13 protein-coding genes are annotated in these 16,793 nt (G+C 67.3%); 11 read left to right on the top strand and 2 right to left on the bottom strand.

Annotated elements, in window-relative coordinates:
• Window positions 1-94: 94 nt before the first annotated feature.
• The gene (locus tag AB4Y72_RS11605; protein WP_441426312.1) at window positions 95-1,336 is read left to right on the top strand and encodes a cysteine desulfurase family protein; all 1,242 of its coding nucleotides are present in this window, start codon (window positions 95-97) and stop codon (window positions 1,334-1,336) included.
• Here the strand turns inward: AB4Y72_RS11605 and AB4Y72_RS11600 are convergent.
• Window positions 1,333-2,583 carry an NAD(P)/FAD-dependent oxidoreductase gene (locus tag AB4Y72_RS11600; protein ID WP_441426311.1) on the bottom strand — a complete coding sequence of 417 codons (1,251 nt, stop codon included), beginning with the start codon at window positions 2,581-2,583 and terminating at the stop codon, window positions 1,333-1,335. The two genes, AB4Y72_RS11605 and AB4Y72_RS11600, sit on opposite strands and share 4 nt — an antisense overlap.
• 180 nt (window positions 2,584-2,763) lie before the next feature.
• Here AB4Y72_RS11600 and mnmA point away from each other — a divergent pair, with 180 nt between their 5' ends.
• The 7 genes from mnmA to AB4Y72_RS11565 all read left to right on the top strand — a co-directional run bounded on the left by mnmA (window position 2,764) and on the right by AB4Y72_RS11565 (window position 11,381).
• Window positions 2,764-3,876 carry a tRNA 2-thiouridine(34) synthase MnmA gene (gene mnmA, locus AB4Y72_RS11595; protein ID WP_441426310.1) on the top strand — a complete coding sequence of 371 codons (1,113 nt, stop codon included), beginning with the start codon at window positions 2,764-2,766 and terminating at the stop codon, window positions 3,874-3,876.
• Between the two features lie 288 nt (window positions 3,877-4,164).
• Window positions 4,165-5,793: an ABC transporter substrate-binding protein gene (locus tag AB4Y72_RS11590; protein WP_441426309.1), complete on the top strand. Its 1,629-nt coding sequence runs from the start codon at window positions 4,165-4,167 to the stop codon at window positions 5,791-5,793.
• Between the two features lie 133 nt (window positions 5,794-5,926).
• Complete coding sequence (locus AB4Y72_RS11585; RefSeq protein WP_441426308.1) at window positions 5,927-7,018, top strand: ABC transporter permease; 1,092 nt, start codon at window positions 5,927-5,929, stop codon at window positions 7,016-7,018.
• A gap of 2 nt (window positions 7,019-7,020) precedes the next feature.
• A complete protein-coding gene (locus AB4Y72_RS11580) occupies window positions 7,021-8,052 on the top strand; it encodes an ABC transporter permease (protein ID WP_441426307.1) in 1,032 nt (343 codons plus the stop codon).
• The gene (locus tag AB4Y72_RS11575) at window positions 8,049-9,764 is read left to right on the top strand and encodes a dipeptide ABC transporter ATP-binding protein (protein WP_441426306.1); all 1,716 of its coding nucleotides are present in this window, start codon (window positions 8,049-8,051) and stop codon (window positions 9,762-9,764) included. Before AB4Y72_RS11580 ends, AB4Y72_RS11575 begins: the two co-directional genes overlap by 4 nt.
• Window positions 9,765-9,916: 152 nt before the next feature.
• Window positions 9,917-10,336, top strand: a complete 420-nt coding sequence (locus AB4Y72_RS11570) for a chorismate mutase (protein ID WP_441426305.1) — start codon at window positions 9,917-9,919, stop codon at window positions 10,334-10,336.
• 1 nt (window position 10,337) lies between these two features.
• A complete protein-coding gene (locus tag AB4Y72_RS11565) occupies window positions 10,338-11,381 on the top strand; it encodes a hypothetical protein (RefSeq protein ID WP_441426304.1) in 1,044 nt (347 codons plus the stop codon).
• A gap of 49 nt (window positions 11,382-11,430) precedes the next feature.
• Here AB4Y72_RS11565 and AB4Y72_RS11560 read toward each other — a convergent pair whose 3' ends face one another.
• Complete coding sequence (locus tag AB4Y72_RS11560; RefSeq protein WP_441426303.1) at window positions 11,431-12,138, bottom strand: DUF4166 domain-containing protein; 708 nt, start codon at window positions 12,136-12,138, stop codon at window positions 11,431-11,433.
• Window positions 12,139-12,316: 178 nt separating this feature from the next.
• Here AB4Y72_RS11560 and mtrA point away from each other — a divergent pair, with 178 nt between their 5' ends.
• Genes mtrA through AB4Y72_RS11545 form a run of 3 tightly spaced genes read left to right on the top strand, consistent with a single transcriptional unit; the run spans window position 12,317 to window position 16,762 of the window.
• Complete coding sequence (mtrA, locus tag AB4Y72_RS11555; protein ID WP_441426302.1) at window positions 12,317-12,991, top strand: MtrAB system response regulator MtrA; 675 nt, start codon at window positions 12,317-12,319, stop codon at window positions 12,989-12,991.
• Window positions 12,963-15,047, top strand: coding sequence for an MtrAB system histidine kinase MtrB (mtrB, locus tag AB4Y72_RS11550; RefSeq protein WP_441426301.1), 2,085 nt, complete (start codon window positions 12,963-12,965; stop codon window positions 15,045-15,047). The genes mtrA and mtrB overlap by 29 nt, the downstream gene beginning before the upstream one ends.
• Entirely contained in the window at window positions 15,044-16,762 is a 1,719-nt protein-coding gene (locus AB4Y72_RS11545) for an LpqB family beta-propeller domain-containing protein (protein ID WP_441426300.1), read from the top strand. The genes mtrB and AB4Y72_RS11545 overlap by 4 nt, the downstream gene beginning before the upstream one ends.
• Window positions 16,763-16,793: the final 31 nt, after the last annotated feature.

Below are 16,793 nucleotides of genomic sequence, written 5' to 3'. Positions count from 1 at the left end.
TATACCGGCCCATGCCCTTCACCGCGCCGTGGTTCTCCACGGGGGACTCGCCCCTGCCGGAGGCAACGGAGGCGCCCGCAGGTAGAATTGCGCTGTGCCCGTATACCTCGATCATGCCGCCACCACCACTCTCGCCCCGGAAGCGCTGGCTGCCCTGACGCGCGAACTGGCCCGGACCGGCAACCCCTCCTCGCTGCACGGATCCGGCCGCCGTGCCCGGCGCTCCGTGGAGGATGCCAGGGAAATGCTGGCCGCGGCCGCCGGCGCCCATCCCTCGGAAGTCATCTTTACCTCCGGTGGGACCGAGGCGGACAACCTTGCGGTTAAAGGCCTGTACTGGGCCCGCCGTGCCGAGGACCCCGCGCGTACCCGCATCCTGTGTTCCGCCGTCGAACACCACGCGGTGCTGGACACCGTCGAATGGCTCGAACGGCATGAAGGCGCCGAGGTCTGCTGGCTCCCGGTGGACGCCGCGGGCCTCGTGGACCTGGCCGTGCTCAAGGCCGAGCTGTCCCGGGATCCGTCATCGATCGCCCTGGTGACCGTCATGTGGGCCAACAACGAGGTCGGCACCATCCAGCCGGTGGCCCGGATTGTGGAGCTGGCCCACGCTGCCGGCGTGCCCGTCCACTCCGACGCCGTCCAGGCCTTCGGGTCCCTGCCCGTTGACTTCCGCGACTCGGGCCTGGACGCCATGTCCGTCTCCGGGCACAAGATCGGCGGACCGGTCGGCGTCGGCGCGCTCATCCTGGGCCGGTCGGTGAAGCTGACTCCGGTCCAGCACGGCGGCGGGCAGGAACGCGACGTCCGCTCCGGGACACTGGACACGGCGTCGATCGCCGCTTTCGCCGCGGCCGCCGAGGCGGCAGCCGCGAAACTCCCCGAGGAAGCCGCCAGGATCGCGGCCCTCCGGGACCGGCTGATCGAGGGCGTCCATGCGGCCGTCCCCGAAGCCGTGCTGCGGGGCGCCCCGGGTTCCGGGCGGTTGCCCGGCAATGCGCATTTCACGTTCCCCGGCTGCGAAGGGGATTCGCTGTTGTTCCTGCTGGACCTCGCCGGCGTCGAATCCTCCACGGGCTCCGCCTGCACCGCGGGAGTTCCGCGGCCCTCCCATGTGCTGCTGGCCATGGGCCTGGACGAGGACACGGCGAGGGGTGCCCAGCGCTTTACGCTCGGACATTCCTCGACCGACGCCGACGTCGATGCCCTGCTCGCCGCGCTCCCGGGCGCCTACGCCCGGGCCCGCCAGGCAGGCATGGCCGGGCATGAGTCCAGCATCCAGACCGCGGGAACGGTGGCGCGCGGAGCTGCCCGTCAGGCCCCCGGAGGGGGCTAATCCAGCAGCTGATCCAGCAGCTGATCCAGCGGTGCCGCGGCATCGGCAAGCCGGTCCGGGCTCACGGCCGTCCGGGCGCTGATCAGCGCCTTGATCGCCTTCTGCGGCTTGGCGGCGCGGGGCCAGTTGACGTTCATCCCGGCCACCACGCGGCCCTCCCGCTGCCAGAAGGCCATGAACTCCTTCTCCGCGAGCGAGCCGCGGATGACCGGCGGCCCGGCGACCAGCGACGGGAAGCCCGAGTACTCCATGCTGACGTCGTACTGGTCCGTGTAGAAATACGGGATGGTGTCCAGCACGGCGTCAAGGCCGAGCATGGCCCGGGCGGCCACCTTGCCGCCGTTCAGGGCATTGGACCAGTGCTCGCTGCGGTGGTGTTCGCCGGTGAACGGGTGCAGGGCATTGGCAACGTCCCCGGCGGCGAAGATCCCGGCGGTCCCCGTGCGCAGCGAGGCATCGGTGAGGATGCCGTTGCGGAGCCCAATGCCGGCCGCCTCCGCCAGCGCCACCTCCGGAACCACCCCCACGGCAACGACCACGTGGTCGGCCGGGAGGAGTTCGCCGGCGTCCGTGCGCACGCCGGTGACCCGTCCGGAGGCGCCCGTGATCTCGGCCGCGGAGGCTGGCAGGCGGAAACGCACGCCGTGGGCCCCGTGCAGGGAGCGGAAGAAGCCGCCCAGTTCGGGGCCGACCGCCGCGGCGAGCGGCACATCCTCGAGCCCCAGCAGGGTGACGGTATTTCCGTAAGTGCTGGCGGCGGCGGCCAGTTCCATCCCGATCCAGCCGGACCCGATCATGACCACATTGAGGCCACCGCCGGCGAGGCGGGCGTGCAGGCGTTCGCTGTCCTCGACCGTCCGGAACGTACTGACGCCGTCGAGTCCGCCGCCGGGCAGTGGGATGCTGCGCGGGCGGGCTCCGGTCGCGAGTAGCAGGGACGCGTACTCCAGGCGGCTGCCGTCAGCCAGGACCACGGCCCGGGCGGCAGTGTCCAGTTCCGTGACCTTGACCCCGAGCCGAAGGTCGACGTCGTTCGCGTCGTACCAATCCCCGGGCACCACCGGCAGGGCGTCATCGCCGGCCTTGCCCAGCAGATATTCCTTTGACAGCGGCGGGCGCAGGTACGGCTGGTGGGACTCGGCGGCCAGCAGCACCACCGGGCCGCCGAAACCCTCCGCCCGCAAGGTTTTGGCTGCGGTGGCACCGGCCAGTCCGCCGCCCACGATCACGATGTTCTCAACGGCCACGTCCGCTCGATTCCCATGCCTGTGCACCTGTTTTTCTAAAACCGCTTGTCCTGACGCTAGAAGGGGAAGGCGCCCCCGTCAAGGCCTTTTGGGGAGGAATCGGCGCGGCGATAGAATGGCGGGGCAGGCATTGTGCTATTTCCGGTGCCTGCGACACCCCGATGCCTAGAGAAAGCCAGTATGCGAGTTCTTGCAGCCATGAGTGGCGGCGTTGATTCAGCCGTTGCCGCCGCCCGCGCCGTCGAGGCGGGACACGACGTCGTCGGGGTCCACCTCGCGCTGTCCCGGATGCCCGGCACCCTGCGAACCGGCAGCCGCGGCTGCTGCACGATCGAGGACTCCCGTGACGCCTGGCGTGCCTGCGACATCCTCGGGATCCCGTACTACGTCTGGGACTTTTCCGAGCGGTTCAAGGAGGATGTCGTCCAGGATTTCATCGACGAATACGCCGCCGGCCGCACACCTAATCCATGCATGCGGTGCAACGAGCGCATCAAATTCGCCGCGCTGCTGGAGAAGGCCATCGCGCTGGGGTTCGATGCTGTCTGCACCGGCCACTACGCCAAGGTCATCACCGACGCCGACGGCAACCCGGAGCTGCACCGCGCCGCGGATTGGGCCAAGGACCAGAGCTATGTGCTCGGCGTGCTGACCCACGAACAGCTCAAGCATTCGATGTTCCCGCTCGCCGAGACCCCGTCTAAGGCTGAGGTCCGCGCGGAAGCGGAGCGCCGCGGCCTCTCGGTGGCTAACAAGCCCGACAGTCATGACATTTGCTTCATTCCCGACGGCGACACCGCCGGCTGGCTCGCCGAGAAGATTGACATGACCACGGGTGACATCGTGGACGAGTCGGGCGCGAAGGTCGGCGAGCACCCCGGTGCCAACGCGTTCACCGTAGGCCAGCGCCGCGGCCTGAAGCTGGGCACCCCGGCCGCGGACGGCAAGCCGCGGTTCGTGCTGGAGATCCGGCCGAAGGAAAACAAGGTAGTGGTGGGCCCGGAGGCGCTCTTGGCGATCGACGAAATCCGCGGCATCAAAGTCTCCTGGGCGGGGCTGCCCATCGCCGAAGTGGCGACCGGTGAGGACTTCGACTGCTACGCCCAGGTCCGTGCCCACGGCGACCCAGTCCCTGCCCGCGCCCACATGGCCGGGGACGGGCTCGTAGTCACCTTGGCGGAGCCGCTGCGCGGCGTGGCCCCCGGCCAGACGGTGGTGCTCTATCAGGGCAGCCGCGTGCTGGGCCAGGCCACGATCGATGCCGCGCGCTCGCTGCAGCGGGCCGCGCTCTAGGCACCGCGACACCGAATCCAGCAAAGGGCCCCGCCGTATGGCGGGGCCCTTTGTCGTGTTGCCGCCGCGACCCCGGCGGCGCGCCGCCCTGCCGAAGATCCGGACGTAAACCTGAAGAAAATGGCAGAATCCTTCGTTTCGTGTAAATTTTGTGTCTCAACTCACAAAATGCAACGTTTCACCGAATGATTGTCTGGTTGAATCTAGGAATCAGCAAAGCGTGCCGCCCGTCGGGTCACTCGTTTCACTTCGGGCTGCGCTAGAACGCATCGAACAGAAAGTTCACAGATGGCAATGAACAAAAAGGCCTGGCAGGGCGTCATCGCGCTGGCCGGGGTTTCCGCCTTTGCACTGACGGCCTGCACGGGGCCGTCCGGCGGCAGTGGCGGGTCATCAGCCGCCGCGACCGGTCCAATCGCCTACGGCACTACGGACAAGGTCACTGCGTTGGATCCGGCGGGCTCGTACGACAACGGTTCATTCATGGTGATGAACCAGGTTTATTCCTTCCTGCTTAACTCGAAGCCTGGCAGCGCCGATCCCGTTCCGGACCTGGCCGAGTCTGCATCCTTCACCTCCCCGACCGAGTACACGGTCAAGCTCAAGCCCGGACTGAAGTGGGCCAACGGGCACACACTGGACTCCAAGGACGTCAAGTTCTCCTTCGACCGGCAGATCAAGATCAATGATCCCGCCGGCCCCGCAAGCCTGCTGGCCAACGTGGCAGGCGTCACGGCGCCCGATGCCAACACCGTGGTCTTCAAACTGAAGCTGGCCAATGACCAGACCTTCGCGCAGATCCTCAGCAGCCCTGCCGCGCCGATCGTGGACGATGAAGTCTTCCCGGCCGACAAGCTGCTTGATGATGACTCGATCGTCAAGGCCAAGGCCTTCTATGGCCAGTACACGATCGACACGTACAAGAAGAACGAGCTGATCAGCTTCAAGGCGTTCCCGGACTACAAGGGAGTCCTTGGCAAGCCGGCCAACGATGCCGCCACGATCAAGTACTACGCGGACCCCACCAACATGAAGCTGGATGTCCAGCAGGGCAACATCGACGTCGCGAACCGGAGCCTGAGCGCCACGGACATCGATGACCTGAAGAAGGACTCCAAGGTCAAGGTCAACGTGGGCCCCGGCGGCGAAATCCGCTACATCACGTTCAACTTCGACACCATGCCGTTCGGTGCCAAGGCCGCGGACGCCAACCCGGCCAAGGCGCTGGCCGTGCGCCAGGCCATCGCCAACCTCGTTGACCGCCAGGCCATCGCGGACCAGGTCTACAAGGGCACCTACCTGCCCCTGTACTCCAACGTTCCCAGCGGCTTCCTCGGAGCCAACGAATCGTTCAAGGACGCTTACGGCGACGCCGGCAAGCCCAGCCTGGACAAGGCCAAAAAGGTCCTGACCGACGCCGGCGTGACGTCCCCCGTGTCGTTGAACCTGCAGTACAACCCGGACCACTACGGCAAGTCCTCCGGCGACGAGTACGCCATGATCAAGGACCAGCTGGAGAAGTCAGGCCTGTTCAAGGTCAACCTGCAGTCCACCGAGTGGGTCACCTACAGCAAGGCCAGCCGCGCTGACGAATACCCGCTGTTCCAGTTTGGCTGGTTCCCGGACTTCAGCGACGCGGACAACTACCTGACGCCGTTCTTCCCGGAGGGCGGCTTCCTGAAGAACCACTACAACAACCCGAAGGTCAACGAGCTGATCAACAAGCAGCTCACCACCGTCGACAAGACTCAGCGCGAGTCCACGATCAAGGATGCCCAGAATGCCCTCGCGAAGGACATCTCCACGCTTCCGTTGCTCCAGGGCGCGCAGGTTGCCATTTCCGGCACCGGTGTCAAGGGTGTCGATAGCACCCTCGATGCCTCCTTCAAGTTCCGTTTGGGAACTGTTTCCAAGTAAGGCTGCACCTGTGCGGTTCTGACCAGCCTGCGAGGCGGGGCGCCCTCGAGGCGCCCCGCCTTTGCTGGTCAGTGCCGCACCTTGCAGTTCACGGGGCCGGCCCATGGCCGCGAAAGCACAACTTTAGGTACCAATGACAACACTGATAGAGGCGCCGCCAAGCGACGCCGACGGACTCCTTCCGTCGAAGAAAAAATCCTCGGGCGGGGGCTTGGGGACCTACATCCTGGTCCGGTTCTTCCTGATCATTCCGACCATTTTCATCCTGGTGACCCTGGTCTTCTTCCTGATGCGGGTCATCGGCGACCCCATCACCGCCGCCCAGGGCGGCAGGCTTCCCCCGGAGGCGCTCGCACAGCGCATCCACGACGCCGGCTACGACCGCCCGATCTTGATCCAGTACCTTGAATACATTGGGCAGGTGGCGACCGGCAACTTCGGCACCACCATCACCGACCGCCGACCCGTTGTTGAAATGCTCGCAACCTTCGGCGCGGCAACCCTTGAATTGGCCATCAATGCCCTCATCGTGGCGCTGCTGGTCGGCATCCCGCTCGGCCTCATCGCCGCCTACAAGCGCGACAAGGCGCCCGACGCCGTCCTGAGGTTCTTCGCGATCCTCTGCTACGCCACCCCGGTGTTCTTCGCCGGCCTGCTGATGAAGCTGACCTTCTCCGTCTGGCTGGGCTGGCTGCCTGTGGCGGGAAGGGCCTCCACGAGGACCGAACTGGCCATGGGAAGCCTGGCCGCGCCGACCGGGATCTATTGGCTCGATGCGCTGCGCAGCGGCAACATGGCTGCGCTCGGCGACATCGGGGCGCACTCGATCCTCCCCGCGGTCACCTTGGGTCTGCTGACGGCAGGGGTCTTCCTCCGGCTGGTCCGCACCAACGTCATCGGCACGCTGGGCAAGGATTACGTGGAGGCCGGCCGGTCCCGCGGCGTCAGTAATTTCCGGCTTGTGACCAAGCATGCCTACAAGCCCGCCCTCATCCCGATCATCACGGTCATGGGGCTCCAGATTGCCCTCCTGCTGGGCGGGGCCGTCCTGACGGAGTCCACCTTTGAGTGGAAGGGCCTCGGCTATCAGCTGGTGCAATACCTGAACTCCCGCGACTTCGTCGCAGTCCAGGGCATCGTCGTTCTGCTGGCAGTCATTGTTGCCATCACGAACTTCATCGTCGACGTCGTCGCAGCCCTGATCGACCCGCGAGTGAGGTACTAGCCATGAATGCAACCACAGTAAGCGCGCGCAAGCAGCCCCTCATCTACCGGCTGCCGGTCATCTCGCACTTCCGGACGAGCGTCGGGCTGCAGCGCGGCATGCTCGTCACCGGCCTGGTGCTGGCTGTCCTCTTCCTGCTGACGGCGGCGTTCGCGCCGGTCATCGCCCCTTACGGCTTTGCCCAGCTCAGCGATGCGTCCGGGACCTTCCCCGCGCAGCAGCCGCCCAGCCCTGCCCACATTTGGGGCACCACGGTGAGCGGCTACGACGTCTTTTCCCGTGTGATCTGGGGCGCCCAGACGGCGTTCGTGGTGATCATCGTCGCCGTCGTGATGTCGATCTTCCTTGGCGTCGCGCTTGGCCTGCTCAGCGGCTACTTTGGCGGCTGGCTGGACCGGACGCTGGTGGTGATCGCCGACGCGATCTACGCTTTCCCGTCGCTCCTGCTGGCCATCGTGATGTCCATCGTCATCAACCACGGCCAGTCCAGCTTCTGGGGCGGCATCGTTGCCTGCTCCGTCTCCATCTCCGTGGTGTTCGTCCCGCAGTACTTCCGCGTCATCCGTGCCGAGACCATCCGGCTGAAGGCAGAGCCGTACGTTGAATCTGCCAAGGTGGTGGGTGCCTCCAGCATCCGCATCATGGGCCGCCACATCTTCAAGAACGCGACCCGCACGCTGCCGCTGATCTTCACGCTGAATGCCTCCGAGGCGATCCTGACCCTCGCCGGGCTCGGCTTCCTGGGGTTCGGCATCGAACCGTCCTCCGCGGCCGAATGGGGCTACGACCTCAACAAGGCCATCGCCGACGCGTCGTCGGGCATCTGGTGGACGGGTGTCTACCCCGGCATGGCGATTGTCCTGACAGTACTTGGGCTGACCCTGGTCGGTGAGAGCATGAACGATCTTAACGATCCACGGCTCAGGGGCCGCAAGAAAGCCGGCAGCAAGAAGGCTACCGGCCCCGCCCCCACCGCCGGCCCCGTTTCCACCGCCGGCGGCCAGGCCCCTGAAGCAGAATCGAGCAGTTCATGACCACCAACATCCGCTCCGTTTCAGACCAGCACGCCACCGGTTCCGGCCCCGTCCTGGATATCGACCACCTCAAGGTGACGTTCGCTACCGACGGCGGCGACGTCTTCGCAGTGAAGGACGTCAGCCTCGAAGTCAACCCCGGTGAGGTTGTCGCCATCGTCGGCGAATCGGGATCCGGCAAGACCGTGACGGCCAAGACCATCCTGGGACTGCTGCCGGAAACGGCTACCAGCCAGGGGGCCGTCCTGATCAACGGCAACAACGTCATCAGCGTCAGCGCGGCCAAACTGCGGCAGATCCGCGGCCGTGACGTCGCCATGGTGTTCCAGGAACCCTCCACCGCCCTCAACCCGGTCTACACCGTGGGCTGGCAGATCGCCGAGGGCATCCGGGCGCATGCCGACATCGAAAGCGGCCACAAGATCTCCGCCAAGGAGGCCAAGACCCGCGCCATCGATGCCCTCCGCAAGGTGGGCATCCCGGATCCGGAAACGCGGGTCAATTACTACCCGCACCAGTTCTCGGGCGGCCAGAAGCAGCGCGTGGTCATTGCCGCCGCGCTGGCACTGAATCCCGGGCTCATCGTCGCCGACGAGCCGACGACCGCCCTGGACGTTACCGTTCAGGCGGAGATCCTGGAACTGTTGCGCGATCTCCGGGACCTGTACGGGACATCGATCGTGCTGATCACCCACAACATGGGCGTCGTCGCCGACCTCGCCGACCGCGTGGTGGTCATGTATCAGGGCGACGTCGTGGAAGAGGCATCCGCACGGGTCCTGTTCGCCGAGCCCAAGCAGGACTACACCAAGAAGCTCCTGGCCGCCGTCCCGCACCTGGGCCGCAACTCCGCATCCGCCGGCATGACGGAACGCGCCCACCAGGGCGGGAAGGTGCTGGTCGAGGCGAAGAACCTGACGATCGAATACCCGGGGAGGCTGGGAACCCCGGCCTTCAAGGCGGTCGACGGCGTCAGCTTCACCGTGTCCGAAGGCGAAGTTTTCGGCCTCGTGGGGGAGTCGGGCTCCGGCAAGACCACCATCGGCCGGGCGATCGCGGGCCTCAACCGCACAACGGGCGGCAGCCTCAAGGTGCTGGGCTACGAAATGCTGAACTTCAAGGAGCGCACCTTCAAACCGCTCCGCAAGGAGATCGGCTTCGTGTTCCAGGACCCGGCGGCCTCGTTCAACCCGCAGCTCACCATCGGCGACTGTGTGGTGGAACCGCTGATCATTCACTCCAACCCGTCGCCGGCGGAGGCGCGCAAGCGGGTCGGCGAGCTGCTCGAATCGGTGCAGCTCCCGGCGTCCTACGCTGACCGGTTCCCGCACGAACTCTCCGGCGGCCAGCGCCAGCGTGCCTCCCTCGCGCGGGCCCTGATCCTGAACCCGAAGCTGCTCATCGCCGATGAGCCGACGTCGGCCCTTGACGTGTCGGTGCAGGCGGTGGTGCTGGAACTGTTCAAGGAGATCCAGAAGGAATTCGGCTTCGCCGCCCTGTTCATCAGCCACGACCTCGCCGTGGTGGACATGCTCTCCCACTGGGTCGGGGTGCTCTACAAGGGCAAGATGGTGGAGCAGGGGCTCGGCAACCAGGTCATGGGCAACCCGCAGCACGACTACACGAAGAAACTCATCGCGTCGCTGCCCGTACCGGATCCCGACGAGCAAGCCAGGCGCCGCGAGGCGTTCCGGGCCGTGCTCCACGGTTAGAGGCCACGGACACTGCCACTGGACATGCCCACCGTTCGCCGCGAACGGTGGGCATGTCCGTCTGGTGGGGCCGGCGGTGAGTGAGCGGCCCGGCGCCTGCAACGGTGCTTAACAGCAGGAGGCATTGGCCGCGGTGCCCCTAGACTGGGTCAATGACCGAGCAGAACCTCCATCTTCCTGAGACCGATTCCTACGACCCGGCAGCAAGCTCCTTGGCCGGTTCCGTGGATCCCGCGGTGATGGCAGAACTGTTGTCGATCCGCTCGAGCATCGACAACATCGATGCCACCCTGGTCTTCCTCCTCGCTGAACGTTTCAAGGCCACCCAAAAGGTCGGCTTCCTCAAAGCCGCGCACAACCTTCCCGCGGGAGATCCCGGCCGTGAAACGGCGCAGATCGCCCGGCTCCGTCGCCTTGCCGCCGAGGCCCACCTGGACCCGGCCTTCGCGGAGAAATTCCTGAACTTCATCATCGGCGAGGTTATCCGGCACCACGAGGCCATCGCCGAGGACCATCAAGCCGCCGTCCAGGCCTCCGGCTCGGCGGACGCCGCCCGCGACGTTGACGCCTAGCATGGCCGGATCAGCTGTACCCGTTCCCGGCCAGGTCACCGCGACGGGCCTCGGCCAGTGGCCCGGCGAGGATCCGGCCGAGGCCGCCCGCATCATCCGCGGTGAACTCGGCAGCCCGCACCTGCCGTTCCTTGCCGAGCTTCCTGACCGCGGCGTCGGCTCCGATGCCCTGGGCCGAACGGCGTCCCTGCTCGTCGAACTCGCCGTCGACGTCCAGCCGCATGGCTGGAGGCTCGTGGACCGTCCCGGCAAGGACCTGCAGCGGGCCAAATCGGCACTCTCCACCGACATCAACATCCTGGCTGACGTGATCGGCGCCGAGGAAACACCCGCTGACGACATCAAGATCCAGCTGCGCGGACCGCTCAGCCTCGCCGCCGGCCTGCACCTCCACAACGGGGAACGGGCCCTGATCGACTACGGCGCCCGCCGGGACATCGCCGCTTCGCTGGCAGCGGGCGTGGACGGCTATCTCAAACGGGTGGCGGCGGCCGCCCCGAGTGCCCGGATCGTGGTCCAGATCGACGAGCCGGAGATTGCCTCCGTGCTGGCCGGCACCATTCCCACCTCGAGCGGTTACCGGACCCTGCGCTCTGTGCCGGGACAGGAAGTCACCGAGTCCTGGCGGCTGGTCATCGACGCGCTCCGCGCCGCGGGCGCCGTCGAAACCGTGGTGGCCGTCTCCGAGGTCGAGGCGCCGTTCGAGCGGATTCTCGCCGCCGGGGCCGACGGCATCGCCGTGCCGCTCCGGGCGCTGACCTCGCGCCAGTGGGAGCAGCTCGCGGGCGCGGTGGAGGACGGCAAGCGGCTCTGGGCCGGCGCGCTGGACGCGGCCGTTCCCTCCGCGGCGCTCCCCAGGGTGGGCGACGTCGTGGAATGCGTGTGGCGGCCGTGGCGGCAGCTGGGGCTTCCGGCGTCGACGCTGGGGGCGCTCCGGGTCACTCCGTCGGAGGGGCTGGCGCGGCACTCGCCCGCGGCGGCGACGGCGGTCCTCACCCGGCTGACCCAGGTGGCCGACGGGCTCAACCAGCTCGCCCTCGGCTAGCGCAGGGGCCGCCGGGGATGCAGGGAATGCTGCATCCCCGTGCTGCCTGTCAGACCCTGCTTTCCCAGCCGTCCGGCCGGGCGTACCCGGGCAGGTAGCCCGGCGCGGCCATCCCGCCGGGGTAGGACTCGAGCCGGTAGTCGAAATGGCCGGCGTAGACCAGGACCAGGCCGAGCTGGGGCTGGATCACCTTGACCTGGATCCGGTGCCGGCCGCCGTCCTGCGGCTCCCACCACTGCTCGGCATAGGCTTTGGCGTCGAGGGCCGCCGGCAGCGGGATCCGGAGCGGGCCCAGGAACAGCCGGGACGCCTCGGACACGCCCCGGAGCCGGCCCTCCGCGGTGACGCTGAGGTTGAGGTCGGTGACGAGACGCCGGAGCCGGCCGACATAATCCACCAGCCCAGGACTGCGTCCGGAGTCATCGAAGCTCGTCGTGTCCTGGAACAGCCGGGTGGTTCCCGGGAAGAAGATCTCGCGTCGGGCCGTCAGACTTGACCTGCCGAAGGGGTCCACATGGGCGTGGTTCTCGATCCGGAAGCCTATGCCCTCGCCGTACTCGGGGAAGAAGGCCTGCTCGCCCGCGCTGAGCCGCAGCAGGGGACGTAGCCAGGCCTGACGGCAGCCGACCACCTCGAACACCCCCTCGCCGACGCCATAGTGGCCGGATCCCGGTGCCAGGGCGAAGTATTCTTGAAGCTGCGGCTGGAGTCGGGAAAAGTCGCTGCCGAGGGCGCGCTCGTAGATGGGGGTGTTCACGGGTTCCTCCTGCGGTCCGGGCCGTTCACGGGGCCTGTCCACAGCATGCAGGACAACGCGGCAATTGTCACAGCGTCCCGTGTACCGGGAGTCTCCGAGGGCGACGGCGGGCCCGCTTGCGCCATGCCGCTGGGCCGCCCGATACGACAAAGCCAATTCAATGGGGGAATATATAACTATGAAGGCACGCATTCTGGTAGTGGATGATGACGAGGCGCTGGCCGAGATGATCGGTATTGTGCTGCGCAACGACGGCTTCGAGGCCGTCTTCTGCGCCGACGGCGGAAAGGCGCTGGACGTGTTCCGGTCCTCGAAGCCGGACCTCGTCCTGCTCGACCTCATGCTTCCGGGCATGGACGGCATTGAGGTCTGCCGCCAGGTCCGTGCCGAGTCTGACGTCCCGATCGTGATGCTGACGGCCAAGGCCGATACCTCGGACGTGGTCCGCGGCCTCGAGTCAGGCGCCGATGACTACGTGCCCAAGCCGTTCAAGCCCGCCGAGCTCGTGGCAAGGGTCCGGGCACGGTTGCGCCCGGGCGACCAGAAGCCCCCGGAAACCCTGCGGATCGCCGACGTCACGATCGACGTCGCCGGCCATCTGGTCAGCCGCGGCAACGACCGGATCTCCCTGACGCCGCTCGAATTCGACCTCCTCGTCGCCCTGGCCCGCAAGCCGTGGCAGGTGTTCACGCGCGAACTGCTCCTCGAACAGGTCTGGGGCTACCGGCACGCCGCCGACACCCGGCTGGTCAATGTCCATGTCCAGCGGCTGAGGTCCAAGATCGAACGGGATCCGGAAGCCCCCGAAGTTGTATTGACGGTACGTGGTGTGGGCTATAAAGCAGGTTCCTAAGCCGGCGGACCGCAGCGTCCCGCAGGACCCAGCCACTGACTCGGCGGCCGACACGGCCGCCGACGCGGCGCCCGGTGTCGTTCTTGATGCACCCCCCGAGCCCCAGCCGCCCGCACCGCAGCCCGCCGCGCCGCACGCGCCCGCCGGCGGGCGCGGACCCTGGCTCCGACTCGCATTCCGGACCCGGCTGTGGGCCAAACGCGCCAGGATCGTCGGTGTCCGGGTCGCGCGGCTGGTCCGCACCGGGGCGCGGCGCCTCGTGCCCGGCATTCGCTACCTGCTCCGAGCCGTGCAGCGGAAATGGCGGCGTTCGCTGCAATTCCGGACCGTGCTCACCACGCTCCTGCTCGCCATCGGTTCGTTCGCGGTTGTGGGCGCCTACCTGTCCAACCAGATCGCCAACAACCTGTTCCAGGAACGGCTCGCGCAGGCCGAATCGGAGACGCGCTACAACGTCAAGCAGGTCCAGGACACGTTCGACGGCGCCCAGGTCACGGACCAGTCCAGCGTCATCACCCTGGTGTACGACACCCTGAACGCCGTCGAAGGCCGCGGGTCGGTCATCCAGCGGCGCTACGTCTTCGAAGCGATGCCGGAGCAGACCAAACCGCGCAACCGTTGGGTCGAATCCCGGGCCTCCGACCAACTCACCATCGGCGTCATCCCCCCGGACCTGCGCAAGGCCGTGCAGGACTCGGGCAAGGACCAGTACTGGGCGTCCACGCAGTTCCCGGTGGGGACCGAGGACCGGCCCGGCATCGCCGTCGGCAACAAGGTGACCTTCAACGGCACCGTCTACGAGCTCTACCTCATCTATGACCTGAACACGGCGCAGAAGACGCTGGATGAGATCCAGAACGTCCTGCTGGCGGGCGGGGCCCTGCTGGTCCTCATGATCGGCGGCGTCGCCTGGTACGTCACGCGCAACGTCGTCAGCCCGGTCAGCCACGCCGCCGTCGTGTCCGAAAAGCTCGCCGCCGGCCAACTGCAGGAGCGCATGGTGGTCAAGGGCGAGGACGAGGTCGCCCGCCTCGGCGCCTCGTTCAACCACATGGCTGCAAGCCTGCAGGAACAAATCACCAAACTGGCCACGCTCTCGCAGATGCAGCAGCGGTTCGTGTCCGACGTGTCCCACGAACTCCGCACGCCGCTGACCACGGTGCGCATGGCCGCGGAGGTCCTCTACGACAGCCGCGAGGATTTCGACCCCATGAACAAACGTTCCGCCGAGCTGCTCTACAACCAGGTGGAACGGTTCCAGTCGCTCCTGGCGGACCTGCTGGAAATCTCCCGCTTTGACGCAGGAGCGGCCACCCTCGACGCCGAACCCACGGACATCGTCCAGCTCGTCTCGCACGTCATGGAGGGAGTGGCGCCCGTCGCCGCCGAATACGGCTCGGCCGTCACCCTCAACGCCCCGGCCGGCAGCATCATCGTTGATATGGACGACCGCAGGATCGACCGCATCTTGCGCAACCTGGTCCTGAACGCGCTCGAACACGGCGAAGGCCGCCCGGTGAACATCTCCGTGGCCGCCAACGACACCGCGGTGGCCGTGGCCGTACGGGACCACGGCATCGGCATGACGCCGGCCGAGGCGGCGCGGGTCTTCGACCGTTTCTGGCGCGCCGATCCCGCCCGCGCCCGCACCACCGGCGGCAGCGGGCTCGGGCTGTCGATCGCCGCGGAAGACTCCAAGCTGCACAACGGCTGGCTGCAGGCCTGGGGGAGCAAGGGCAACGGCTCAAACTTCCGGCTCACCCTCCCGCTGCGCCGGGACGAACCGATCACCAAGTCTCCGCTGCAGCTCGAACCGGTCAACGTCGGGCTCCCGGCGGCAAGCAACCAACGGACCGTCGTGCTGGTGGACCCGCCGCCGGCTGCCGGTGCGCCCGCCGCTGCGGCGCCGGGACCTTCCGACGCCCTGGACGGCCGGACCACTGCTGAGAGTTTCCCCGCTGACGGGTTTACCCGCGACTTTAGCGCCGACGGCGGCAGCGCCTCCGTCGGTGAGCCGGCGGCGCGGCGGGACACCGGGACGGAAGGCAAGGCATGAGCGGTATTTCCGGCAAGTTGACCCGGGCCGGGGCCGCGCTCCTGGCTGTCGTCCTGCTCCTGTTGACCTCGTGCGCCCAGATCCCGCGTTCGGGGCCGGTGGGCAAGAGCACGGACGAGAGCGCGGGCAACCCCAACGCGCCGGTGTTCTTCCCGGCCGCGCCGCGTCCCGGTGCGGGGCCGGAGGCAGTGATCGAAGACTTCTACCTGGCCGGAAGCGGGTATGAGGACGACTACGCCGTCGCCCGGCAGTACCTCACCCAGGCGTCGTCGGTGACGTGGAAGCCGGACCAGCGGGCGCTCGTCTTCCGGAAGGCCACAGTGGTGGCCACCGCCAATGCAAACGTCTTCAACTACCAGCTCGACCTCGCCTATTCGGTAGACGCCGACGGCGTGGCCACGCAACTTCCCGAGGGCACCACCGAGAACATCCCCGTCACGGTGACCCAGGTGGACGGCGAGTGGCGCATCTCCGATCTCCCGGACGGCACGGCCATCCCGGAAGAGACCTTCAAGGTCATCTACGGCGCCTACCCGATCTACTTCTACGACCCGACATTCACGTACGCGGTGCCCGATGTCCGCTGGTTCATCCGGAAGAAGACCGTCAAGGCCATGACGAGTGCCCTGTTGGGCGGGCCGGCCCCTTACCTCAAGGGCGCCGTGGTCAGCGCCTTCCCCTCGGGCATCAAGCTGGCCCGCGAGTCCGTCCCCGTGGTCTCCGGCGCCGCCCAGGTGGACCTGACGGCCAAGGATCTGGTGGAGGCGTCCAACGAGGACCGGCTGCGGATGCAGACGCAGCTGGCCCTGACGTTCCGCAGCCAGCCGGATGTCATCAATGTCGAGCTCCGGGCCAACCAGGACCTGGTGCGCGTCGAGGACAACGGCGCCGTGCTGCCCCCGGTCCGCGACAAAAACGTTCCCGCCTACCAAATTGCCGTCAGCAACAATGACCTGGTCCGGTACGAGAACAACCGGCTGTCGCCGCTGCCGGACATCCGGTCCGTGTCCGCGCTGTCACCGCGGGAGCCGGCGGAATCAACCGAATCACAGACGGTGGCGTTCCTCAATGCCGCCGGTACCACGTTGTACTCGATTGTTCCGGGCCAGGCCGCCAGGGCGCTGACCACCCGGGCGAGCCTCTCCAGGCCATCATTCGGCCGTTACGACTGGGTCTGGACCGCCGGACCGGGTGCTGCCGGCGCCACCGAGGTGGTGGCTTACCGGCCGGTGGGCATGCCGGCGGGCGCCAGCGTGCCCACGGTGACCCTCACGCCGGGCTGGCTTGCCGGCCGGACCGTCAAGGAGTTCCGGATCTCCCGGGACGGTACGCGTGCCCTCGTTATTTCCGAGCAGAACGGCAAGAGTAAGGTCCAGATCACCGGGATCATCCGGAACACGGACGGCACCCCGCGGGACCTCACCGCCCCCATGACGCTCCTGACGCCCCGGAATCCGGACCAGGGGGTCTGGGTGGATGACACCACCGTCGCCGTCATGAAGTCCTCCGCCAGCGACTCGGTCACCCCCGAGCTGTTATCACTGACCTCGGCGCAGCCGCAGCAACTGGCGCCGTGGCCCGGGCTGACCGCACTGAGCGCGGGCAACGGGGCGGCGGAGATTTACGGCCAGTCCGCGGAGGGGATCTTCCAGAGGCTTGGTAACGGCTGGTCGCCGCGGCTCAAGGGCCCCATCGACCCGTCCTTCCCCGGCTGACCGGCGCGGCAAACGCGTTCCACACAGTTGT

Origin of the sequence: Arthrobacter sp. YAF34 (genome assembly GCF_052113245.1) — a bacterium.
Lineage (GTDB): Bacteria > Actinomycetota > Actinomycetes > Actinomycetales > Micrococcaceae > Arthrobacter.
Note: the sequence above shows the minus strand (reverse complement) of the source record. Positions and strands in the feature narration are given on the sequence as shown.